Origin of the sequence: Actinoplanes sp. CA-142083 (assembly GCF_050942195.1) — a bacterium.
In the GTDB taxonomy this organism is placed as follows: Bacteria; Actinomycetota; Actinomycetes; order Mycobacteriales; family Micromonosporaceae; genus Actinoplanes.
This window is the reverse complement of record NZ_CP192076.1, coordinates 4,764,580-4,787,500: the sequence shown is the minus strand read 5'-3', so window position 1 is coordinate 4,787,500 and position 22,921 is coordinate 4,764,580. Positions and strand designations below refer to the sequence as shown.

Below are 22,921 nucleotides of genomic sequence, written 5' to 3'. Positions count from 1 at the left end.
ACTGTCCTCCCCCTTCCCCACCAGCGCAAACGTGCAATCTGGACTGCGCGTTACCCCGCCCGCGCCTGGCCGAGCAGGCCCGCGCGGGCGGCCGTGGCGACCACCGCCGCCGCGCGGTCGGCGTCGGCCTCGCCGATCGGGTCGCCGGTGATGTACAGGCGGGCGTAGTACGGCGCGCCCAGCTGGCGGATCACCTCGGCCGCGTCCGTGTCCGCCGGGATCTCGCCGCGGGCCACCGCGCGGGCCACGATCGGGGCGGCGTTGGCGACGCGGCCGGCGAAGAAATCGGTCAGGGCCGCGCGGGCCGCCTCGTCGTGGATGGCCTCGCCCACCACGATGTCGAAGACGGCTCGGCTGCGCGGGTGCAACAGGAGGGCGACCGCGCTGCGGGCCAGGGCACGCAGGTCGCCCTCGAACGAGCCCGTGTCGGCGATCGGGATCTCGACGGCGGCCGCCTCGTGGAACAGGTCGACCACGAGCTGGCCGACGCTCGCCCACCGCCGATACACCGTCGTCTTGGCGACACCGGCGCGGCGGGCGATCCGCTCGATGGTGGTGCCGGCGTAGCCGACTTCCAGCAGTTCCTCCTGGAGGGCGGCCGCCACCGCCGTACGCGTGCGGGCCGTGCGGCCCCCCGGGCGCGAAACCAATTGAAACTCCAGTTGCGTTAGTGGTCTACTCTCATCCTAACGCAACTTCGGTTCACTTTAGGGAAGGTAAGACCATGTCGTTCTTCGTGGGCGTGCTCCTGTTCGCCGCCCTGGTCGGCGTCCTCGACGCCAAGCTCGTGCGGTGGCCCAAGAAATGATCACGGGACACTTCGGGCTCGCGGCCGCGGTCAAGTCGGCCGAGAAGCCGGTGCCGCTGTGGGCGCTCATGCTCGCCACGGTCTGGCTCGACATCATCTTCGCGCCGCTGTTCCTGGCCGGGATCGAGACCATCGACGACGCGCCGGGCACCAACGGCGGCTACGGCGACGGGATCATCCACGCCGACTACACGCACTCGCTGGTGGGCGCCCTGCTCATCGCGGCGGTGACGGGCTGGCTCTGCGCTCTCTGGTGGAAGAACCGGCGGGCCGGCGTGGTCATCGGCGCCGTCGTGTTCTCGCACTGGCTGCTCGACCTGCTGGTGCACCGGGCCGACATGCCGATCCTGCCGGGCAACCTCGGCGACCTGCCCCGGCTCGGCCTCGGGCTGTGGCAGTACCACGCGCTGACCGCCACGATCGAGGCCCTGCTGCTGCTTGTCGGCGCGGCGCTCTACTGGCGGGCGGCACGGCGGGCCGGCGGCCGCGCCACGCTGCTCACCGTCCTGATCGTCGCGAGCGGCGGCCTCACGCTCGCCCTCGATCTCGCCGGGATCTAGCGGGATTCTCGCGACGGCGGGGTGGGCGTCGAAACGCTCGAACGCGCATGGTGGGATGCACGCACTTTCAAGAGGGCGGGCGATGGCGCAGAAGTGGACAGTCGTGCCGTTCGAGCTTCCGGCGGACGCCGCCGAGGCGGAACGGATTCAGGAGTCCCTGCGGGAGCGGGTGCGGCTTCCGCAGGGCCGCGGCGAGACGCCGGCGACGGTGACCGGCGTGGACATCTCGTACGCGGTGGGCAGCCGCCGGGCGGTGGCCGCCGCGGTCACGGTGGACGTGCACAACCTCCGGGTGCGGGAGGTGGCGACCGCCGAGGGTGACATCACTTTCCCGTACGTGCCGGGTCTGCTCGCCTTCCGCGAGCTGCCGCTGTTGCTGGAGGCCCTCGGCCGCCTCGAGCGCCGGCCGGAGATGCTCGTCTGCGACGGCTACGGCGTCGCCCACCCGCGCCGCTTCGGCCTCGCCAGCCATCTCGGCGTGCTGTTCGACCTGCCGGCCTTCGGCATCGCGAAATCGCTGTACCTGGGCAGCCACGCCGAGCCCGGCCTCCGCCGCGGCGAGTGGACGCCGCTGACCGAGGGCGACGAGGTGCTCGGCCGGGCGGTGCGCACCCAGACCGAGGTCAATCCCGTGTACGTCTCGGTGGGGCACCGGATCAGCCTGGCCGACGCCACCGATCTGGCCATCGCGCTCAGCTCGCATTTCCGGATCCCGGAGCCGACCCGCCAGGCCGACATCCTCTCGCGGCAGGTGCTGCGCGAGAGCTGGCGCGGCATGACCTGATATATCGCATGACCGCGCGGCCGCGAACCCGCACACTTTCCTGCGTGCACTCCCCGATCACGGTGACCCCGGCTCAGCTGCCCGGCCTGCTGCTTCAGGTGGCGGTCATGCGGCCCGTCTTCGTGTGGGGCGCGCCCGGCATCGGGAAGAGCTCGCTGGTCCGCGACTTCGCGGCGTCGCTGGGCCTGGAGTGCGTGACGCTGGTCGGCACCCAGCTGGCCCCCGAGGATCTGATCGGCGTGCCGGAGCTGCGCGACGGCCGCAGCCGGTTCGCGCCGCCCGAGTCGATCGCCCGCGACGAGCCGTACTGCCTCTTCCTCGACGAGCTCAACTCGTCGAGCGCCGACGTGCAGAAGGCGTTCTACTCGCTGATCCTCGACCGCCGCATCGGCGCCTACGAGCTGCCGGCCGGGTCCATCGTGATCGGCGCGGGCAACCGCTCCAGCGACAACGCGCTCGCCCGCCCGATGGCGTCGGCGCTGGTCAACCGGCTGGTCCACGTGCACCTGCGCGCCTCGCACGCCGACTGGCACGCGTGGGCGGCCGAGGCCGGCATCCACCCGTGGATCGTCTCCTATCTGGCCGAGCGCCCCGACCACCTGTGGGCGCAGCCGCCCAAGACCGAGGAAACTTTCTCGACGCCGCGCAGCTGGCACATGCTCTCCGACGCGATGCGCTCGTGCGGCGACGCGATCGACGAGGGCACGCTGGGGGTGCTGGCGGCGGGCACGCTGAGCCCGGCGCACGCGAGCGCCTTCTGCGGCTACGTGAAGGTCGTCCGCCATCGCTACGGCCTCGACGCGATCCTGCGCGGCGACGCCGGCTGGCCGACTGCGCCAGGCGACCGCGATCTGCTGTACTTCCTGGCCGAAACTTTCCGCGCCCGTCTGGTCAAGGATCTGCCGGCCGAAAAAGACAAGGCGCCGGCATCCGTACGTCATTTCGCACACCGGGCGAAGGCTCTGCTCGTCGAGCTGTCCGAGCTGTCGCTGGAGTGCGGCCGCCTGGTGATCGCCGCCGACGAGGAGGGCGCGCCGGTGCTGCCCGCGTGGTTCCTGGTCGAGGTGAGCCGTGACCTGCCGCGCCTGGTCGCGGCGCGGGCCTGAGATGGGCCGCCGCAAGGAGCAGCAGAAGGATCCGAACACGCTCGCGTTCGAGGCCGCGTGGCGCTCGCTCGCGGCCCATCCGATGTTCGCCGAGATGACCACCGGGTCCTGGCACCGGCCGGTCGCCACCGCGGTCATCTCCGACGGGCCGGGCCTTGTTTCGGTGGCATCCGACGGCGCCATCCGGGCCGGCAAGGCGCACAAGCTCGACGCCGAGGAATGGATCTGGGCTCTCGCGCACTGCCTGCTGCACCTGGGCTTCGGCCATCTCGACGACAGCGCCGCGCGTGATCGCGCGTACCAGGAGGTCGCGTGCCTCGCCGTCGCACGTTTCCAGCGTGCGGTGAAGCTCGGCCGCGAGCCCATCCCGCTCCCCCGCGAGTTGCCCGCCACCGGCGAGGCGCAGTTGCTGCGCGCCTGGCGGCGCGATGGGGTGCCGGCGGAGAGCTTCGGTCTTGCCGATCTCCGGTACGGCCTCCGCGCGCCCAAGGATCCGCATTGGCAGGACCGGTTCGCCGTCGGCCTCTCCGCGGCGGCGGTCGCGGCGGTCGAGGTGGCGGGCGGCGCCCGTACGTCGATAACCGCCCCCGGAAGCCGGCGGCGTCCCTGGCAGCTCGCGCTCAGCTGGTTTGTCGGGTCGTATCCGTTGCTGGGCGCCCTCGCCGCCCGGTTCACGCTCGTCGCCGACGCCGATCTCGCTCGCGACTGGGACATCGCGATCGCCGCCGTCTCCGCCGAGGCCGGCGAGATTTACGTCAACCCGCTGCGAAACCTCGGCGAGCAGGAGTGGCGATTCGTTCTCGCGCACGAAATGTTGCACGCCGCGCTGCGGCACGGCGACCGGGCCGGCTGGCGTGACCGCGAGCTGTGGAACGTGGCCTGCGACTATGTCGTGAACGGCTGGCTGGTCGAGATGGGCGTCGGCGTGATGCCGGACGGCCTGCTGCACGATCCCGCGCTGGCCGGCATGTCGGCCGAGGACGTGTACGACCGGCTCGCCACCGACCTGCGCCGCGCGCGAAAGTTGCTCACCTCGCGCGGCGACATCCTGGGCGAGCCGCTGCCGTGGCGCGGCCCCCGCTCGGGCGCCGTCGACCTCGACGAGTACTGCCGCCGCGCGCTGCTGACCGGCTACGCCTACCACCTGAGCGGTGGGCGCGGGCTGCTCCCCGCCGGCCTGGTCGCCGAGATCAAGGTGCTGGAGCAGCCGCCGCTGCCGTGGGACGTGCGGCTCGCCCGCTGGTTCGCCGAGCACGTGCCCGCGCCCGAGCCGGTGCGCAGCTACGCCCGCCCGTCGCGGCGGCAGGCGTCCACACCGGAGATTCCCCGGCCCGGCCGGCGCCTGCCGGAGGAGGTGGTCCAGCGCTGCACGTTCGGCGTCGTCGTCGACACGTCCGGCTCGATGAACCATGAGCTGATGGGCAAGGCGCTCGGCGCGATCGCCTCGTACGCGCGGGCCCGCGACGTGCCGGCCGCCCGCGTGGTGTTCTGCGACGCGGCCGCCTACGACGCCGGGTACCTGCCGGTCGACGACATCGCCGGGCGGGTGCGGGTGCGCGGCCGCGGCGGCACCGCGCTGCAGCCGGCCATCTCACTGCTGGAGCGGGCCGCCGACTTCCCGCCGGCGGCCCCGATCCTCGTCATCACCGACGGCGAGTGCGACGTGCTGCGGGTGCGCCGCACCCACGCCTACTTGATGCCGCGCGGCGCCCGCCTGCCCTTCACCCCGCGCGGCGAGGTGTTCGACCTGCGCTGAGCGCCACGTTTCTCACCACGGCACCGGGCCTTCGTCGTCGAAGAACGCGCCGGTCGGGCCGTCGTCCGGGATCGTGGCGAGGTGGATCGCGATCTGTGCGCCCTGTTGCGGCGTGCGGAAGCCGCGGTGGCCGTTCAGGTCGGTCGCGCAGAAGCCCGGGCAGCCCGCGTTGATAAGGACGTTCGTGTCGTGCAGTTCTTTCGCGTACTGGATCGTGACCGCGTTGAGGAAACTTTTCGACGGCGCGTAGGCGGCCGAGATCGGCCCGGTCTCCCCGCCGGGCGCGCTCTGCCGGGTCAGGGACCCGACCGTGCTCGACATGTTCACGATTCGCGGCCGCGCCGAGCGGCGCAGCAGCGGCAGCATCGCGTTGGTGACCCGGATGACCCCGATGACGTTGGTTTCGACGACCGTTCGCACGATCGCCGGATCCACGATCGTCGGTTCCTGCGGCATGCCCCCGGTGATGGCGGCGTTGTTGACGAGCACGTCGAGACCGCCGCGCTCCTCGAGAATCCGCGCGGCCGCCGCCACGCTCGCGTCGTCGGTCACCGCGAGTGGCACCCCGAACGCGTCGACGCCCGCGGCCCGGAGTTTCGCAACGGCCTCCTCCCGGCGCCCGTCGTCCCGGGCGCCCACACCCACACTCCAGCCGAGCGCGCCCAGCCCCGCCGCGATCTCGTACCCGATCCCTTTGTTCGCGCCGGTGACCAGCGCGATCGTCGTCCGTTCGCTCATGAGTCGATCCTGTCCGCGCCGCCGTCCGGCCTCCAACACCGTCTGGGTAGGCGTCGATACCCGGCAGGTATCGGTAGCGTGGAAACATGGAGACGCGGGAGCTGCGCTATTTCGTTGCCGTCGCCGAGGAACTGCATTTCGGGCGGGCGGCGCTGCGGCTCGGCATCGCGCAGCCGCCCCTGTCGCGGGCGATCGCGCAGCTGGAGCGGCGGATCGGGGTTTCGCTGCTGGAAAGAAACAGTCGCGGTGTCGCGCTGACCGACGCCGGCGCCGTGCTGCTGCGCGAGGGCCGGGCGGCCCTGGACGCGGTCGAGGCGGCCGAGCGCCGCACGCGCCGGGCCGTGCCCGGCAATCCCGGGCTGGTGCTGGTCGTCAAGGCCGGCGCGGCCGGCGAGCTGCTGCCGAAACTTCTTGACGCGTACGCGGCGGAGCCCGGCGCCGTCCACGTCGAGGTGCAGCTGTGCGGGGTCGGCGAGCAGGAGCGCCTGCTGCGCGACGGCCGCGCCGACGTGGCGCTGCTGCATCTCCCCTTCGACTCGACGGCCGGCTTCGACGTCGAGGAGCTGGTGACCGAGAGCCAGATCGTGGTGCTACCGGCCGGTCATCCGCTCACCACCAGCGCCGGCCTGCGCATGGCGGAGGTGACCGACCTCCCGGGCCTGCCGCTGCCGCGTTGGCCGGGCCGGGACGGCACCTATCCGAGCGGTCCCGGGCCCGAGGTGCACGACAACACCCAGCTGCTCCAGCTGATCGCGCTCGGACGCGCGGCGGCGATCCTGCCCGAGTCGTGCCGTCCGCTGCTCACCAGGGACCTGGCCGCGGTGCCGCTGGTGGACGCCCCGCAGGTCACCACCGTGATCGCTTGGCCGCCGCACAGCCGCTCGCTGGCCCTGGCGGGGCTGGTCCGCGCCGCGACCCGGCTGTAGCGTCCCGCCATGGCGCGCGGGAGCAGCGGGGAATCGGTGCTCGATCGCGCCGTCCGGATCCTGGCCGCGTTCACCGCCGACGAGCCGGCGCTGACGGTCACGCAACTCTCCACGCGAACGGGCCTTCACTTGGCGACAACGTCGCGGCTCGTGCGCCAGTTGACCGACCTCGGCCTGCTCGCCCGGGACGCTGACGGAGGCGTACGGATAGGGATGCGCATGTGGGAGCTCAGCGCGCGTGCCGCTCCCACCCGCGGTCTCCGTGAGGCCGCGCTGCCTTTCCTCGAAGATCTGCACGCCGTCGTCGGGCATCACGCGCAGCTGGCGATCCGGGAGGGCGCCGAGGTGCTGTTCGTCGAGCGGCTGAGCAGCCCCGGCGCGGTGATCAACTACTCGCAGGTGGCCGGGCGGCTGCCGCTGCACGCGTCGTCGTCGGGCCTCGTGCTGCTCGCGGCGGCGCCGGCCGAGCTGCAGGAGGAGATGATCGCGCGGCCGCTGGTGGCGTTCACGCCCGAGACCATCACCGATCCGCGGCGGCTGCGGGCGGTGCTGGCCGAGGTGCGGCGGCAGGGGTACGCGCTCAACGCCGGTCACATCCATCCCGACGCGACCGGGGTCGCCGTGCCGATCCGCGACGCGAAAGGGCATGTCGTCGCGGCGGTGTCGGTCATCGTGCCGAACCGGCCGGAGGCCCGCGCGACCATCGGCATGCTGCAGGCGGCCGCCCGGGGAATTTCGCGCTCTCTCATTGAGTGATAGCGCTCTTCTTTCGTGGATGTCACGAAGTTCATCCTTCCGGCATGCGCACTCTCCGGCCCGCCGTCGATGCCTCCGCCGCCCTCCGGTTGCGCGTCGACGCGAAAAGTTTCGTCGCCGACGGCGTCCAGAGCCTGGTGCTTTCCGATCCCGGCGGTCGCCGGCTGCCGCCCTGGACGCCCGGCGCACATGTCGATCTGGTGCTGCCCAACGGCATCACGCGGCAGTTCTCCCTGTGCGGCGATCGGTGGGACGCGTACGCGTACCGGGTCGCGGTTTTGCGATCCTCCGACGGCCGCGGCGGATCGACGTACGTGCACGACGGCCTCCGCGTCGGCGACCTGGTCGGGCTGGGCGGGCCGCGCAACAATTTCCCGCTGGTTCCCGCGCCGCGATACGTCTTCGTCGCGGGCGGGATCGGCATCACGCCGCTGCTCCCGATGATTTCGCAGGCCGACGCGCTCGGCGCCGACTGGCATCTGTTCTACGGCGGCCGGTCGATGGCGTTCCTCGACGAGCTTTCGCGCTTCGGCGACCGCGTCACGGTGTGCCACCGCGGCCTGCGCGATCTCCTCCCCGCCGTCGTGGCGGACACCGATCCCGCCGGCGCCCGGCTGTACTGCTGCGGGCCTGCTCCCCTGCTCGAAACGGTCGAACGGCTCTGCGCTGGTCGTCCCGCCGGGTTCCTGCGCACCGAGCGGTTCGTCGCCGCCGACGCCGGCACGGTGCATGACACCGCCTTCGAGATCGCGCTCGCCCGGTCCGCCCGCACCGTCACGGTCACCGCCGGCGACAGCGTGCTCGACACCCTGCGCCGCTCCGGCGTACCCGTGCTCTCCTCCTGCCAGCAGGGAATCTGCGGCACCTGCGAGGTCCCGGTCCTGGGCGGCGAGGTCGACCACCGCGACAGCCTCCTCGACGACCGGGAGCGCGCCGACAACACGAGCATGTTCGTCTGCGTCTCCCGCGCCCGCGGCCCCCGCCTCGTCCTCGACCTCTAGGAGCTCCCATGCTGGATCCGTTCGGACACGAAGTGCTGGAAGACCCCGCGGAGTTTCACGCAACAATTCGCGAGGCCGGCGCCGTCGTCCACCTCGAGCGCTACGACGTCTACGCGATGGGCCGCTACGAGCACGTGCATGCCGCGCTCACCGATTGGCAGGGCTTTCAGTCCGGCGCCGGCGTCGGTCTATCCAATTTCCGGTACGAGAAACCGTGGCGTCCCCCGAGCCTGTTGCTGGAGGCGGATCCCCCTCGGCACGATGCCCCGCGCACGGTGCTGACCCGGATCCTCGGCCAGCGCGCCCTGCGCCGCCTCCGTACACAGTGGATGGACGACGCCAGCGAGCTCGTGGACTCGGTTCTGGCCGCGGGCCCGTCGTTCGACGTCGTAACGGCCCTGGCCGCCGCCTTCCCGCTGCGAGTGTTCCCCGATGCCGTCGGCATTCCCCGAGATGGCCGGGAAAACCTTCTCCCGTACGGCGATCACCTGTTCAACGCCTTCGGCCCGCACAACGACCTCGTCGCGGCCGGCGCCCCACGGGTGGCCGAGCTGTCGGCCTGGGTCAACGCCCAATGCGCTCGCGACGTGCTCACCCCCGACGGTTTCGGCGCCCGCATCTGGGCCGCCGCCGACCACGGCGACATCACCCACGAGCAGGCGCCGCTGGTGGTCCGCTCGCTGCTCTCGGCCGGCGTCGACACCACCGTGCACGGCTTGGCGGCCGTCCTCTACGCCTTCGCCACCACGCCCGGGGCCTGGCAGCGCCTGCGCGCCGAGCCGGCCCTCGCCCGGGTCGCCTTCGACGAGGCGGTCCGCTGGGAGTCCCCCGTCCAGACCTTCTTCCGCACCGCCACCACGGATATCAAGGTCGACGACACGATCGTCCCCGACGGCAAGAAGATCCTCATGTTCCTGGGCGCCGCGAACCGCGACCCCCGCCGCTGGCCCGACCCGGACCGCTTCGACCTCGACCGCGACCCGTCCGGCCACGTCGGCTTCGGGATGGGCATCCACCAGTGCGTGGGCCAGCACGTGGCCCGGTTGGAGGCCGAGGCGCTGCTGACCGCCTTGGCGGCCCGCGTCAGCGACATCACCCTCGACGGCAGCCCGGTGCGGCACCACAACAACACCTTGCGCGCCTGGGAGTCACTGCCCGTCCGAGTCACGGCCGAGTAGGCGCCCCCGCCGTCACGGATGGCGCGCCGACCTTGTCACCGCCGGGGCGGTCGCGCCGGGCGATCCCACGATGTGACGGGGAGTCTCAGTCAGTAGTCAGGATCCCGCATGCCGGCCACGCATCCCGACAGCCGATCCCACCGTCCGCATTGCGAGACGACCGGCGAGTGCAGGCCGGACATGTCGCGTTAATTCGGTCAGAGGCCGATCGAGCCCACTGGAGGCTGATGACTTGCCGTTTCCACCAAGCGGCAGATCATCAAGATCCAACCGCGGGCAGGGGGCAGGCGGACCGGCCGACCAGGCGGGGAGGCGGGCAGCCGACCAGGCCGACCAGGCGGGCCAGGCGGGCCAGGCGGGCCAGGCGAGCAGGCGGGCAGGTGGGCAGGTGGGCAGGTGGGCAGGTGGGCAGGTGGGCATGCGGGACAGGGCGCCCGAGACGTCGATGCACCGACGACCGCGACTGCCGCACCCACCGCAACCACGCAGTACCCGGGCATGGCAATCCCGCCTGGTCACCACGAACGGCGACCGGCGCCACCAGCCTTTGTGCACTGCCACATATCGCCGCCGCGGCAGATCCTGAGCGGATGACCCCTGCCGACGTGGCGCGGGCCGGCCAGGCGAGCCGGCGCGGCCAGGTGGGTGTGGTGTCAGCGGGGCGCCGGCAAGGCAACCGCGTTCTGGGCGCCATAAGCGGCGAAGAACTTGTCGCGGAACTCGTCCATGCGCCAGACCGGGGTGGACGCCTTCGGGCGCAGGCCGTCCGCCCAGTTCCAGTCGGTGATGCGCTCGAGGACCGACTTGTCGTGGGCGATGATCGTGACCGGGATGTCGTGGCTGGCGCCGTTGCCGCTGACGATGGACATCGGCTGGTGGTCGCCGAACATGATCAGGACCAGGTTCTTGTCGCCGTATTTCTGGGCCCACGAGACCAGGCTGTCGACCGAGTAGGCGATCGACTTCGCGTACTGCGTCTGGGTGCGCTCCGACGAGTTCCACAGCGTCGTGCGCTTCTCGGCGCCCTTCACCATCGGGGCGAAGACGCTGCCGTCGCCGACCTTGTCCCAGTCGACCATCTGCGGAATCGGCGTCCACGGCTCGTGGCTGGAGGTCAGGGTGATCTCGGCCATCAGCGGGCCCTGCTTCTTCGAGTACACCTCCCGCTGGAAGGCGGACAACGTGTACTGGTCGGGCATCCGGGACCAGCCGAAGCGGGGGCCCTTGTAGCCGAGGTTCCGCGAGTCGTACACGGTGTCGTATCCGTAGAACGACGCCTCCGGCCAGGCCACGGTGTTGCCCGGCTCCATGCCGACGGTCTGCCACCCGGCGTTGTGGAAGGCGCTGGTCAGCGTCACCCGGTTGCTGGCGGTGAGCTGCCGGTACCGCGGCTGGCTAGTGATCCACAGGCCGCTCTGGAAGGTGGCGTGGGCGAGCCAGCTGCCGCCGCCGAAGGTCGAGGAGGTCAGCCAGCCGGTCTTCGCCGAGAAACCGGCGGCGGAAAGTTTCTGCTCGTCGGCGGTGAGGGCGGGGGAAACTATCGCGTTCATCCCGGGGTCGGTGAGCACCGAGTGGCCGTAACTCTCCACCACGCCGATCACGACGTCCTTGCCGGCGAGGCCGCTGACCAGATCCTGGGGGGCGACGTTGCGATAGGGGTCGTGCTCCGACGCGTACGCGAACTGCCGTTGATCCCTGATTGCCTCCGGCACCTGGGTGACCGTCGACTTGAGCAGGTCGGCGGCCGTGTCCGAAGCAACCGGAGCGTTCGGGAACCAGGTGATCCCGCTGATCGCGAGGGCGATCCACACCGCGCTGAGGCCGACCAGGGTGCGCCGCGCCGGCCCGGGATAACGCATGGTCAGCCGGGTGAGGCGGAGCACCGCAAGCGTGCACACCACCAGCGCGAGCAGCGCCAGCACCCCGGCTCCGACGGCGGCCGCGATCGCCTTGCCGCGGCCGTCGGTCTCGGTGAGCGCGTTGAAGCCGTCCTGGAACAGTGGCCAGTCGAGCACCGGGTTGAACCGCCGGCCGAGCACGATCCGGAAGCCCATGTTCACGACTTTCAGGATCACCACGAAGCCGAGCCCCGCGCCGAACAGCGCCGCGACCGGCTTGCGCCATTTCGGCGACAGGGCGAGCAGCACCGCCGCCCCGATGATCGCCTCGATCGGGAGCCGGAGGAACGCGGCCTCGAAGAAAGTTCCGTTCTTCGGTTTCGCGACGGCGTCGGGCACGACCAGCGCGACGAAGACGAGGACGGCGGCCAGGACGGTGAGCACCGCGCCGGAAATGGTGCGGATTCGGCGGAGCAGCAAAATTTCGTCCCTCGCAGCGCTCGGTAGACAACCCGGTCGCCGATGGGTACGGATCTAGGACCGCGAGCGGTTCACCGCCTACGGGGTGACAATCGCGAAATTCGGGTCAGCCCGGATGAGACCGCGCCGCCGCGTGCAACTCCCGCAGAAACATGGCCGCGTTCTGTGTGCTCGGGTGGTCGGCGCCGAGCACCCGTCCGCGGTCGGCAAGAACCCGCTCCACGAGGGCTATGGCGTCCGGGATGCGCCCGATCGCCCGGTAGTCGAAAGCCAGGTTGGAACGCTGGGTGGAGGTGTTGGGGTGGTCGGGACCGAGCAGCCGTTCGCTCTCGACGACCAGCTGCTCCTTGATCGAGACCGCCTCGGCAAGACGGCCCGCCTGCGAGTAAGCGGCAGCCAGGTTCGCCTGACTCTTCAGAGTCTCCCGGTGATCAGCACCGCGTCGCCGTCGGTTGGCGGCGACGACCTGCTCGAGCAGGACGATGGCCTCCGCTGTCCGGCCCATCTGCCCGTAATAGACGGCCAGGTCCGACCGTGCGGTCAGCGTGTTCACCTCGTCCGGCCCGAACAGCCGGTCGAAATCCGTGATCAAGTCTTCCAGTTGCGTGACGGCTTCGGCTCGGCGGTCGGCAAGCCAGTAGGCGCCGGCGAGGCCGAAGCGGCAGAACATAGTTTCCTGGCTGTCGGGGCCGAGCACGCGTACGCAGTCGGCAGCTGTCCGCTCCAGAAGCGTGATCGCCTCGGTGGCCCGCCCGGCTTGCCGACAAGCGTCGGCGAGGCCGGCCCTTGCCGTCAGCGCGTTCACGTGGTCGACGCCCAGGAAGCGCTCCGCCTGCTCGGCCACCGTGCGCCAGTGGGCGACGGCCGCCGCATACTGGCCGGCGTGGACGAGCGCCGACCCGGCCACCCATAGCACCCGATATCCGGTCGCTCGCCACAGATCCTCGCCGGTCACGGTGTGCAGCGTCGCGACGTTGGCCTGCAGCGCCGCGAAAGTCAGGGTGGCCCGGTCACCGGCGGGCCAGATCTCGCACAGAGCGTCGGCGGCGGCCTGGGCCGTCGCGACCGGGTCGGGCAGCGTCTCGCGCATCGCCCGGGCGGTCAGGGCGTGGATGCGCACCGAGCGGACCGGGTCGGCGCCGGTATGCGTGATCAGGGCATAGCGGTGCAACAGGCGCAACGACCGGCGGGCCTGCTCGGGCGTGACCGGAGCGCCGCCGTGGCCGGTCAGATATCCGGTGACCGGCCCGGTCGCCCAGAGCGCCTCGGGATGCCCGGCCGGGTCGAGGACCGACGTCAGAGCCAGGGCCCGGCGGGCCAGCCCGGCCGGGGCGGCGGTGTCCGCGGCGTCCAGGGCCAGCAGCAGCGTGACCCCGACCGAGCGGCCGTATCCGTCCGGGTCGGTGCCGGCGGGCATGAGGTCGGCCAGGTTCTCGCGGCCGCTGAGGTAGCGGTCGAGGTACGCGGCGCTCGGCTCGTCCTGGTTGGCCATGTACGCGGCGGCGTGCGACAGCGCCAGCGGCAGGTGGCCGAGCGCGACGGCGAGATCCGGACCCTTCTCGTCGAGCAGATGCGACATCCCGGCCCCGGTGAGCCTGTTCTCGAAGTAGGCCGCCGATTCCTCCGGCGTGTACACCCCGATGTCGACGCGCTGCCGTCCGGAGCTGGCCAGGGCCGCGTCATGCAGCCGGGTCGTGGCGAGCGTCCAGCCGGCCGGGCGGGCCGGGGGCCACAGGCCGGACAGGTGAGCCGGGTCGGTGATGTCGTCGAGCACGATCAGCCACGTACGGCCGGTGGCGCGCAGCCACTCCAGGAACGCTGTCGCGTCGTCGGCGGCGTCGCCGGTGACCTGGGCGCCGACGCGCTCGGCGGCACGCGCGTAGGTGGCGGCGATCTGCTCGGGGCTGTCGGCGACGACCCACACCACGAGGTCGACGGCCGGGTCCTCGATCGCCTGGTGGGCGAACCACGCGGCGAGCTGGGACTTGCCGACCCCTCCCCCGCCGGCCAGGATCCGCGTCGAGCCGTGACGGCGGGCCGCCTGGATGTGATCGCGCAGGTCGTGCCGGGGCTGGAAGGCCGAAGCCAGCTCGGGGACCGCGCCGGTACAGACCGGCCAGGAGACTTCGTGCGGCGGGAGCACGATGTTCGTGGTGATGGAGCCGTGATTGTCGCGGCCGACGGCGACCGCGGCGGGCCCGGAGGCATCGACGTTCTCGGGCCCGCGAGGATTCACCGGCACAGTCTAGGAGCGCTCGCCCAGGGCCCTCAGAACGGGAAGTCGCGCGGGGTGTCGCGCAGCGTGATCCACTGGAGCTCGGTGAAGTCCTCGCTCGCGAACTGCAGGCCGAACCGGCCCCACCCGCTCTCCTTGAGACCGCCGAAGGGCATCTGGGGCTCGTCGTTGACGGTCTGGTCGTTGATGTGGACGATCCCGACCTCGAGGCGCCGGGCGAGGTCGAGCGCGCCATACGTATTGGCCGAGATGATGCCGGCGGTGAGGCCGAAGCGGGACGCGTTGGCCCGGGCGATAGCCTCCTCGGGACCATCGGCCGTCTCCAGCAGCGCGACCGGGCCGAAAGTTTCCTCGAAAGCTATCTCGGCCTCGGGCGGCACGTCGGTGAGAACCGTCGGCGGGTAGCACGGCGGCGCCGCCACGCCACCGGTCAGCAGGCGCGCGCCGAGCGAGACCGCCTCGGAGACCCGGCGGTCGACCAGGCTCAGCGCCCACTCGTTGATCAGCGGACCGACCACCGTCGCCGGGTCGCGCGGGTCGCCGACCGGCAGCCGCGAAACTTTCTCGACGAAGCGCGCCGTGAATTCCGGAGCGACCGCCCGGTCGACGATGATGCGGCGCACGCACATGCAGATCTCGCCCTGGTGGACGAAAGCGCCGTAGGCGGCGGCCTCGACGGCGAGCGAGAGGTCGGCGTCGGCGAGCACGATCAGCGCGTTGTGCCCGGAAAGTTGCAGCACCGGCCGCTTGAGATGCCGGGCCGCCAGCTCGGCCAGCCGCCGCCCGGTGACCGTCGACCCGGTGAAGCTGATCCGCCGCACCAGCGGATGTGTGACCAGCTCCTCCGCGATCATCCCGGCGTCGCCGGGGGCATGGGTGACCACGTTGACCGCCCCGGGCGGCAGCCCGGCCTCCTCGAAGACCGAGGCCCACAGGGTGCCGCCGGTGATCGGCGACTCCTCGCTGGGCTTGAGCACGACCGTGTTGCCCAGCGCGAGCGGCCCCACGATCGCCCGCCCGGCGAGGGTCAGCGCCGCGTTCCAGGGGGCGATCGCCGCGACCACTCCGACCGGGCGCCGCACGGCCAGGGCCCGCGACCCGGGCAGGTCGGTCGGCAGCACCTGCCCGGTCGGCGCGTGCGCCAGCGATCCCGCCTGCCGCAGCATGGCGAGGCAGAAATCGAACTGAAGATTCGCGAAATACGGCCCGCAGCCGGTCTCGGCGGCGAGCAGGCCGATCACCTCGGCGCGCCGCCGGTCGAGCGCGTCGGCGGCCCGGATGAAGATCAGCTGCCGGTCGCTCGGCGCCATCGCGGCCCAGGCCGGAAAGGTGACCTGAGCAGCCTCGATGGCGCGCCGGGTGTCCTCGCCGTCGCCGGATGCCACCTCGGCGAGCACCGCCCGGCTCCACGGGTCGTGGTCGGGATGCCGGCGCCCGCTGATCGACGCGACCCGAGCACCGCCGATGTGATGCAGGACCGGCTCGATCATCGCGCGCCCCTGACGCCACTGAGCTGCAGGACCGGCTCGATCATGGCGCGCCCCTGACGCCGCTGAGCTGCAGGACCGGCTCGATCATGGCCCGATGCTAACCGGCCGCAGCGTGTAGCCGACCGGGAGCAGCCGGAACGGCAGCCGGTCGTCGGCGAGACTCCACAGGCCGCGCGGCAGGAACAGCGCGAAAGCGATCGCGACCGCGCCGAGCCCGATGAGATACCACGCGCCGTATTGCGCGAACCAATCCTGCAGCAGGAAGAAAAGTATCGCGCCCAGGATCGGTCCCTCGTAGGTGCCGATCCCCCCGACCAGCACCATGAACAGCATGTAGGCCGACCACTGCACGCCGAAAATGCTCTGCGGCTGGATGAAGAGGGTGTTCGCGAGCGTGAGGGCGCCGGCCGCCCCGCAACCGAAACCCGCAAGGACGAAGAGCATGAACTTCAAGGGCATGATCCGTACGCCGAGGGAAGCGGCCGCCTCCTCGTCGTCCCGGATCGCCCGGATGGCCGCGCCGCTGCGCCGCCTCAGCAGCAGGAACACCAGCACGAGCAGCAGCAGCGTGAACCCCAGCGTCAGCCAGTAGGTGTACGCGCGGCGCCAGTCCGGCGCGATCGTGTTCAGCCCCCGCAGCGAGACTCCGGTACCGCCGCCCAGCGACCCGTCGAGCGCGACGAGCAGCGCGAGGGCCTCGGCGACCACCCACGTGCCGACCGCGAACTGGCCGCCGCGCAACCGCAGCAGCAGCGGGGCCAGCGCCACGGCAAGAACGGCGGAAAGTATCGCGGCCAGGACGACGGAAAGGTACGGGGGAATGTCGCGCTGGGTGAGGAATACCGTCGCGTACGCCCCGAAGCCGATGAACGCCTGCTGCCCGACCGAGACGAGTCCGCCGTAGCCGGCCAGGACGTTCCACATGACGGCCATGATCAGCAGCGTGCACAGGGTGGTGAGCTGCTGCACCACGTCGGTGCGGAACCCGAACGGCACGGCGAACAGCGCGATCGCGAACGCGACCATCACCGACGACGAAATTTTCGTCGCGCGTCCCGACCGCTTCACGGTCCACTGGTCGCTCACGCTGTTCTTCCTTCCCGGCGAAGCGCCAACAACGATCGCCCGTGCGGGCTGGCGAGCACGATGAGGAAGACCAGGTGGCCGGCGAGGATCGAGTACTGCGGATCGATCGTGGCGCCGATGGTCTGCGCGACGCCGAGGACCATGCCGCCCCAGAGGGTGCCCCACAGCGAGCCCAGCCCGCCGATCACCACCGCCTCGAACGCGAAGATGAGCTGGGTCGGCCCGCTCGACGCGTCGAAAGTCGAGCGCACGGCGAGGAAAACTCCGGCGAGAGTTGCCGTGGCCACCGCGATCGCCGTCGCGCGGGCGTACACGGAAGAGGCCGGCACCCCGACCAGCGTGGCCGTGTCCGCGTCCTGGGCCGTCGCCCGCATCTCCCGGCCGAAGGCCGTGCGGCGCAGCGTCAGCTGCAGGCCGCCGAGGACCAGCACCGCGGTCGCCAGGATCAGCACCCCGAGGTACGAGATGGAGAGCTGATCGGTGATGCGCCAGCTGCCGGTCGCCACGTCCCCGGCCGCGCCGCCGAGCGAGCGCACGTCCGGGTTGTAGGCCTGCAGCAAGGCGTTCTGGATGACGATGGCCAGGCCGAAGGTGGTGAGCAGCGGCGTGAGCGGGCCGCCGCGCAGGCTGCGGGCAAGGACCGTGCGGTGCAGCACGTAGCCGACGATCAGCATCACCGGCAGCGCGGGCACCAGCGCCCAGAACGGCCCGATCCCGGTGTGCACGGTCAGCGACCAGACCAGGAAGGCGCCGAGGACCGCGAGGTCGCCGTGCGCGAGGTTGATGATGCGCATGACGCCGAACATCAGCGAGAGCCCGCAGGCGAACAGCGCGTAGAGCCCGCCCAGCAGGATCCCCTGAATGACCGCGTTGACCCAGTTCATGGCTGCCGTCCGGCGAATCCGAAGTAGGCGGTGACGACCTCGTCGCGGGTGACGCCGGCGGTCTTCGAGTCGAGCACGATCCGGCCCTCGAGCAGGCAGATCACCCGGTCGGCGGTGGACAGGGCGCGGTTGAGGTCCTGCTCGACGAGGAGCACGGTGGTGCCGCTCTCCCGGAGGACCGTCATGCAGGCGTACACGTCATCGACGGCCTTGGGCGAAAGTCCCAGCGAAACTTCGTCGATCAGCAGGAGCCGCGGGTTGGTCATGAGGGCCCGGGCGATTGCCGTGGCCTGCTGCTGACCGCCGGAAAGCCGCGAGGCCGGGCGCGCGCGCAGCGGCTTCAGGGCGGGGAAACTTTCCAGGACCGAGGCGAGATTCCACGGGCCGGGGCGGGCGCGGCGGCCCGCGACCAGGAGGTTCTCCTCGACCGTGAGCTCGGGGAAGAGGCGCCGGCCCTCGGGGACGTAGGCGATGCCCAGGCGCACGCGTTGATGCGCGGGCACGCCGGCGAGGCTGCTTCCGCCGTACGATATGACGCCACCCGCCAGCGGATGCGCGCCCGCGACCGTGCGCAGCAACGTGGTCTTCCCGGCCCCGTTGGCGCCGATCAGCGCGACCACCTCGCCTTCCGCGACCTGGAACGAGATGCCGCGGACCGCCTGCAGCAGGCCGTGGCGGGCCTCGACACTTTCCGCGCGCAGAAGCGTGGTCATGAGGCGGCCTTTCCGAGGTACGCGTCGATCACGACCGCGTCGCCCAGAACTTTCGCGGGCTCGCCGTCGGCGATCACGCGGCCGGTGTCCATGCAGACCAGGCGGTCCACGACCTGGACGAGGACGTGGACGATGTGCTCGATCCAGACGATCGCCGTGTTGCCGAGCTTGATCTGCCGGACGGCCGCGACCAGCTCGGCGGCCTCCGCGTCGGTCAGGCCCGCGCCGATCTCGTCGAGCAGCACCACCCGCGGCCCGGTCGCCAGGCAGCGGGCCAGCTCGAGGCGCTTGCGATGCAGCAGGCCGAGGCTCTCGGCGCGCCGGTTGGCCAGCTCGGTGAGCCCGCATTCGTCGAGCACGTCGACGGCTTTCTTGTTGGCGGCGGCGCCGGAAAGGCCCGCACCGTAACTCGCCGCGACCACGACATTTTCCAGGACGGTCATGCCGCCGAACGGGCGCGGGACCTGGAACGCCCGCCCCACGCCCATCCGGCAGCGCTGGTCCGGACGCGTCCGCGTGACGTCGCGCCCCTGGAAACTCACCGTCCCGGCCCGCGGGCGGACCCCGCCGGCCAGGACGTTGAGCAGGGTGGTCTTGCCGGCGCCGTTGGGACCGACGATGCCGACCGCCTCACCCTCGGCCACGGCGAAGTCGACATTGTGGAGGACCCGCAGGTCGCCGTAGCTCATGGCGAGCCCGCGGCCCTCGAGAAGGGGCGTCACGCCCGGTATTCCTGAAGTTTCGCGGCGGTCGGCACGTTCGGATCGGACGAATTTTCCACGAGCACGAACTCGACCTTGTACTTCGGATCGGTCGACTTGATCCACTGGCCGCCGAGGATCGGCGTGGTCACGACGTTGGCGTTCGGGCCCTTGCCCCACTGCAGGCGCCCGATCGGGGTCTCCACGTCGAGGGTCTTGATGGCGTCGGCCACACCCTGCTTGTCCTTGGGGTTGCTGGTCTTCTTGAGCGCGGCCGCCGCCACGTCGAAGAGGGCGAGGCTCGGCCCGAGCTGCTGGTTCCACTGTTTGCCGGTGGCCTGGTAGCCGTCGCCGAGCGCCTTGCTGTCCACCCCGGTGAAGCTCGACTTGTACGGGTACGTCGGCGCCCAGTAGGCGCCGCCGGCGATCCCGATGCCGATCGGGCCGAGCGCCTCGATCTGCGACGGGAAGAGTCCCGTCTTCGCGACCTGGCAGATCTTCGGCTTGTAGCCCTGCTGGGCGGCCTGCCGCCAGAACGTCGCGAAGTCCGGCGGGATCGGGAACGTGTTGAAGATTTCGCAGTTCTCGGCCTTGAATTTCGCGATCTGCGCGGAGAAATCGTTGGTCCCGTCGGTGTACGCGCCGGGGTCGACGATCGTGTAGCCGGACTGCTTGAGCAGCGGACCGAGCGCGGCCCGGATGGCGTTGCCGTCGGAGTCGTTGGGCCACATCACGCCGACCTTCTTGTTGGTCGGAACTTGCGGCCACTCGTGCGTGTACATGTTGTGGAACTGCTCGACGCCGAAGCAGAAGTGGTAGGTGAACTTGTAGGCATTTTGGTCGGTCTCTTTCGCGCCGCGGCCGAAATACCACGCTTCCCAGGGGACGACCGTGGAGACACAGGGGACGCCGGCCGCCTCGCAGGCATCGCTGACCGGGTTGACCGTTTCCGGTGTGCTCGTGGTGAGCATCAGGTCGACCTGGTCTCCGTTGATCAGATCGTTGGCGACCTGGGCGGAGCGCTGCGGGTTGGACTGGCTGTCGCGGTCGAGTATCTGAACGTCGTACTGGGTGCCGCCGATGTTCAGTCCCGGCTGGAACGCCTTCTTGGCGAGGTCGAGGACGTACGCGTCGGGCTCACCGAACCCGGCCGCCGGACCGGTGCGGGGACTGACGAAGCCGATCTTCAGCGACGATTTTTGAGTATTTTTCGTATTTTGATCGCTGCCGAGACCCCCGCAGGCGCTGAGGATGGGGGCGGCAGCGGTTAGGGAGATGCCGAGGCGGAGAAGGTCGCGCCGGGTTGTTCCAGATTCCATGGACGCCTCCTGGGCGAGGTCTGGTGCCGAGGAAGGTAGGAGTGCGCCAGGTCACACGTCAACGCGATGTTCGAATATCTGGAACGCGCGTTGATATGGTGCAACGCCATGACGCAGCCGTCGTTCTCCCAATCGCTCGAGCGCGGCCTGCGGATTCTCAGCGAGTTCGCCGCCAACGGCCCGGTCCTCGGCATCGCCGAAATCGCCCGCGCCGTCGACCTCAACCGCAGCACCACCCACCGCTACGTGGCCACGCTGACCAGCCTCGGCTTCCTCCAGCAGGACCCGGACACCCGGAAGTACTCGCTCGGCCCGCGCGTCGTCGACCTCGGCTTCGCCGCGATCAGCTCGATGGAGATCACCGGAGTCGCGGCCGGGCACCTGCAGGCGCTCTCCGACGAGACCGGCTGCGCGGCCAGCATGGCAGTCCTCGACGGCGCCGATATCGTCTACGTCGAGCGGCGGCGCTCGCGGCGCACGGCCGGCGTCGCGGTCGATCTCAACCTGCACGTCGGATCGCGGCTACCCGCGTACTGCACGTCGATGGGGAAAGTTCTGCTCGCTTATCGCGAGCCGGCGGCGCTGCGGGGGTTGCTCGACCGGATGGATCTCGCGCGCCGCGGTCCCAAGACGATCACCGTACGGGAACAGCTGGTCGCCGCCCTGGCCAAGGTGCGGCAGGCGGGCATCGCGGTCAACGACGAGGAGCTCGCGCCCGGGCTGCGCTCGATCGCCGCCCCGATCCGCGACCGCTCGGGCCACGTGGTCGCCGCGATCAACGTCGCCGTGCACCTGACGACCTGGACGACCTCGGTGGAGTCGGTGGTCAGCCGCCTCGGCGGACCGCTGCGGCGGACCGCTTCCGACATCTCGCACCAACTGGGTTACCGTTCGAATATCTGAAACACCGCGTTGTTTCGCGATGGTTTCGGGCCTAGATTCGGCGAAACTTTCTCGTGGGAAGGTGCCGACGATGGCTCTGCTCGATCAGTCCCGCTGGAACGACCAGATCTTCGAGGGCGGGTCGTGGCGCCCCGGGAGCGGCGCCGCCACCGACGTGATCGAGCCCGCCACCGGCGAGGCGCTCGGCCAGGTCAACCTGGCCACCCCCGACGACGTGTCCCGGGCCGCCAAGGTCGCCGCCGAAGCCCAGCGCGAGTGGGCCGCCCTGCCGCACTCCGCGCGCGCCGCCGTCCTGCGCAAGGCCGCCCAGCTGTGGTCTTCTCACGCCGAAGAGATCTCGTGGTGGAACGTGCGGGAGGTCGGCGCGATCCCCGGGCTGGCCGGCTTCGCCCTGCACGTCGCCGAGCAGGAGTGCTGGGAAGCCGCGGCGCTGCCCAGCCTGCCGTACGGGTCGCTGATCCCCTCCGAGGAGCCGCGGCTCTCGATGGCCCGCCGCTACCCGGTCGGCGTGGTCGGGGTGATCTCGCCCTTCAACGTGCCGATCATCCTGGGCATCCGCTCGGTCGCCCCCGCGCTCGCCCTCGGCAACGCGGTTCTGCTCAAGCCCGATCCGCGTACGGCGGTCACCGGCGGCCTCGTGCTCGCCCGCATCTTCCAGGAGGCCGGCCTGCCCGACGGCCTGCTGCAGGTGCTGATCGGCGGCGCCGACGTCGGCGAGGCCATCCTCACCGACCCGCGGGTGCCGGTCATCTCGTTCACCGGCTCCACCGAGGCCGGCCGCCGGGTCGGCGCGCTCGCCGGCAGCCACCTCAAGCGGGCCCACCTCGAGCTCGGCGGCAACTCGGCGATGCTGATCCTCGACGACGCCGACGTGGACGCCGCGGTCAACCTGGCCGCCTGGGGCAGCTGGTTCCACCAGGGCCAGATCTGCATGACCACCGGCCGCCACCTCGTGCACGAGCGCATCTACGACGACTTCGTCGAGCGCCTCGCCGACAAGGCCGCCAAGCTCCCCGTCGGCGACCCGGCCCGCGAGCAGGTGGCGCTCGGCCCCGTCATCGACGCCGGCCAGCGCGACAAGATCCACGACCTGGTGACCTCCTCGGTCGGCGACGGCGTCCGGCTGGCCGCGGGCGGCAGCTTCGACCGCCTCTTCTACCAGCCCACCGTCATCGCCGGCGTCGGGACCACGACGCCCGCGTTCGCCAAGGAGATCTTCGGCCCGGTCGCGCCGGTCGCCCGCTTCAGCACCGTCGACGAGGCGATCGCCCTGGCCACCACCACCGAGTACGGCCTGTCGCTGGGCATCGTCACCCGCGACGCGATGCGCGGCGTCGAGCTGGCCGACCGGATCCCGACCGGCATCGTCCACATCAACGACCAGACCGTGAACGACGAGGCCAACGCCCCCTTCGGCGGAACCGGCGCCTCCGGCACCGGCTCCCGCTTCGGCGGCGCTCAGGCCAACATCGACGCCTTCACCGACACACGCTGGCTGACCGTCCGCAGCCAGCCGGCATCTTTCCCCTTCTGACAGTCGTCGCCGCCCACCTGGCCCGCCGCCGGGCGGGCGGCGACCCGGATCGGTGGCGCCGGCCTCTCCCCCCGATGGCCGGCGCCCCGCCGTCCTCTGCCCTAGGTGCCGGGGCAGAGGCAAC

General features: G+C 71.1%; 20 protein-coding genes. 10 read left to right on the top strand and 10 right to left on the bottom strand.

Features of this window, described 5'->3' with window-relative positions; translation table 11 throughout:
- Positions 1–50: 50 nt before the first annotated feature.
- Entirely contained in the window at positions 51–650 is a 600-nt protein-coding gene (locus tag ACQPZX_RS21880; protein WP_433383631.1) for a TetR/AcrR family transcriptional regulator, read from the bottom strand.
- 154 nt (positions 651–804) lie between these two features.
- Here ACQPZX_RS21880 and ACQPZX_RS21875 point away from each other — a divergent pair, with 154 nt between their 5' ends.
- The 4 genes from ACQPZX_RS21875 (at position 805) to ACQPZX_RS21860 (ending at position 5,014) form a co-directional block, all read left to right on the top strand.
- Positions 805–1,368, top strand: a complete 564-nt coding sequence (locus ACQPZX_RS21875; RefSeq protein WP_433383629.1) for a permease — start codon at positions 805–807, stop codon at positions 1,366–1,368.
- Between the two features lie 208 nt (positions 1,369–1,576).
- Positions 1,577–2,152: an endonuclease V gene (locus ACQPZX_RS21870; protein ID WP_433385371.1), complete on the top strand. Its 576-nt coding sequence runs from the start codon at positions 1,577–1,579 to the stop codon at positions 2,150–2,152.
- Positions 2,153–2,214: 62 nt separating this feature from the next.
- Entirely contained in the window at positions 2,215–3,258 is a 1,044-nt protein-coding gene (locus ACQPZX_RS21865; RefSeq protein ID WP_433385368.1) for an ATP-binding protein, read from the top strand.
- Positions 3,224–5,014 (top strand): vWA domain-containing protein, encoded by a 1,791-nt coding sequence (locus ACQPZX_RS21860; protein ID WP_433383627.1) that lies wholly within the window; start codon positions 3,224–3,226, stop codon positions 5,012–5,014. Before ACQPZX_RS21865 ends, ACQPZX_RS21860 begins: the two co-directional genes overlap by 35 nt.
- Positions 5,015–5,026: 12 nt before the next feature.
- Here the strand turns inward: ACQPZX_RS21860 and ACQPZX_RS21855 are convergent, their stop codons facing one another.
- Entirely contained in the window at positions 5,027–5,752 is a 726-nt protein-coding gene (locus tag ACQPZX_RS21855; protein WP_433383625.1) for an SDR family oxidoreductase, read from the bottom strand.
- 86 nt (positions 5,753–5,838) lie between these two features.
- Between ACQPZX_RS21855 and ACQPZX_RS21850 the strand changes: the two genes are divergently transcribed.
- The 4 genes from ACQPZX_RS21850 to ACQPZX_RS21835 are packed head-to-tail and all read left to right on the top strand — an operon-like array spanning position 5,839 to position 9,613.
- The gene (locus ACQPZX_RS21850) at positions 5,839–6,678 is read left to right on the top strand and encodes a LysR family transcriptional regulator (protein WP_433383623.1); all 840 of its coding nucleotides are present in this window, start codon (positions 5,839–5,841) and stop codon (positions 6,676–6,678) included.
- Positions 6,679–6,687: 9 nt separating this feature from the next.
- Positions 6,688–7,434: an IclR family transcriptional regulator gene (locus tag ACQPZX_RS21845; RefSeq protein WP_433383621.1), complete on the top strand. Its 747-nt coding sequence runs from the start codon at positions 6,688–6,690 to the stop codon at positions 7,432–7,434.
- A 44-nt stretch (positions 7,435–7,478) separates the two neighbouring features.
- On the top strand, positions 7,479–8,435 hold the full coding sequence (locus tag ACQPZX_RS21840; protein ID WP_433383619.1) for a PDR/VanB family oxidoreductase: 957 nt from the start codon (positions 7,479–7,481) through the stop codon (positions 8,433–8,435).
- A gap of 8 nt (positions 8,436–8,443) precedes the next feature.
- Positions 8,444–9,613, top strand: coding sequence for a cytochrome P450 (locus ACQPZX_RS21835; RefSeq protein WP_433383617.1), 1,170 nt, complete (start codon positions 8,444–8,446; stop codon positions 9,611–9,613).
- A 653-nt stretch (positions 9,614–10,266) separates the two neighbouring features.
- On the opposite strand, the gene ACQPZX_RS21830 is transcribed toward ACQPZX_RS21835, so the two are convergent.
- The 8 genes from ACQPZX_RS21830 to ACQPZX_RS21795 all read right to left on the bottom strand — a co-directional run bounded on the left by ACQPZX_RS21830 (position 10,267) and on the right by ACQPZX_RS21795 (position 20,360).
- Entirely contained in the window at positions 10,267–11,931 is a 1,665-nt protein-coding gene (locus ACQPZX_RS21830; protein WP_433383615.1) for a sulfatase-like hydrolase/transferase, read from the bottom strand.
- Positions 11,932–12,037: 106 nt separating this feature from the next.
- Positions 12,038–14,167, bottom strand: a complete 2,130-nt coding sequence (locus tag ACQPZX_RS21825; protein ID WP_433383614.1) for a tetratricopeptide repeat protein — start codon at positions 14,165–14,167, stop codon at positions 12,038–12,040.
- 32 nt (positions 14,168–14,199) lie between these two features.
- Positions 14,200–15,657, bottom strand: a complete 1,458-nt coding sequence (locus ACQPZX_RS21820; protein ID WP_433383612.1) for an aldehyde dehydrogenase family protein — start codon at positions 15,655–15,657, stop codon at positions 14,200–14,202.
- A gap of 84 nt (positions 15,658–15,741) precedes the next feature.
- The gene (locus tag ACQPZX_RS21815; protein ID WP_433383610.1) at positions 15,742–16,743 is read right to left on the bottom strand and encodes a branched-chain amino acid ABC transporter permease; all 1,002 of its coding nucleotides are present in this window, start codon (positions 16,741–16,743) and stop codon (positions 15,742–15,744) included.
- Positions 16,740–17,627: a branched-chain amino acid ABC transporter permease gene (locus ACQPZX_RS21810; RefSeq protein WP_433383608.1), complete on the bottom strand. Its 888-nt coding sequence runs from the start codon at positions 17,625–17,627 to the stop codon at positions 16,740–16,742. Before ACQPZX_RS21810 ends, ACQPZX_RS21815 begins: the two co-directional genes overlap by 4 nt.
- A complete protein-coding gene (locus tag ACQPZX_RS21805) occupies positions 17,624–18,340 on the bottom strand; it encodes an ABC transporter ATP-binding protein (RefSeq protein WP_433383607.1) in 717 nt (238 codons plus the stop codon). Before ACQPZX_RS21805 ends, ACQPZX_RS21810 begins: the two co-directional genes overlap by 4 nt.
- Complete coding sequence (locus tag ACQPZX_RS21800; protein WP_433383605.1) at positions 18,337–19,062, bottom strand: ABC transporter ATP-binding protein; 726 nt, start codon at positions 19,060–19,062, stop codon at positions 18,337–18,339. The genes ACQPZX_RS21805 and ACQPZX_RS21800 overlap by 4 nt, the downstream gene beginning before the upstream one ends.
- A complete protein-coding gene (locus tag ACQPZX_RS21795; RefSeq protein ID WP_433383602.1) occupies positions 19,059–20,360 on the bottom strand; it encodes an ABC transporter substrate-binding protein in 1,302 nt (433 codons plus the stop codon). The genes ACQPZX_RS21800 and ACQPZX_RS21795 overlap by 4 nt, the downstream gene beginning before the upstream one ends.
- Before the next feature lie 108 nt (positions 20,361–20,468).
- On the opposite strand from ACQPZX_RS21795, the gene ACQPZX_RS21790 reads away from it, so the two are divergent.
- Together ACQPZX_RS21790 and ACQPZX_RS21785 are read left to right on the top strand one after the other, a co-directional pair.
- Entirely contained in the window at positions 20,469–21,263 is a 795-nt protein-coding gene (locus ACQPZX_RS21790) for an IclR family transcriptional regulator (protein ID WP_433383600.1), read from the top strand.
- 70 nt (positions 21,264–21,333) lie between these two features.
- Positions 21,334–22,797 carry a benzaldehyde dehydrogenase gene (locus ACQPZX_RS21785; protein ID WP_433383598.1) on the top strand — a complete coding sequence of 488 codons (1,464 nt, stop codon included), beginning with the start codon at positions 21,334–21,336 and terminating at the stop codon, positions 22,795–22,797.
- Positions 22,798–22,921: the final 124 nt, after the last annotated feature.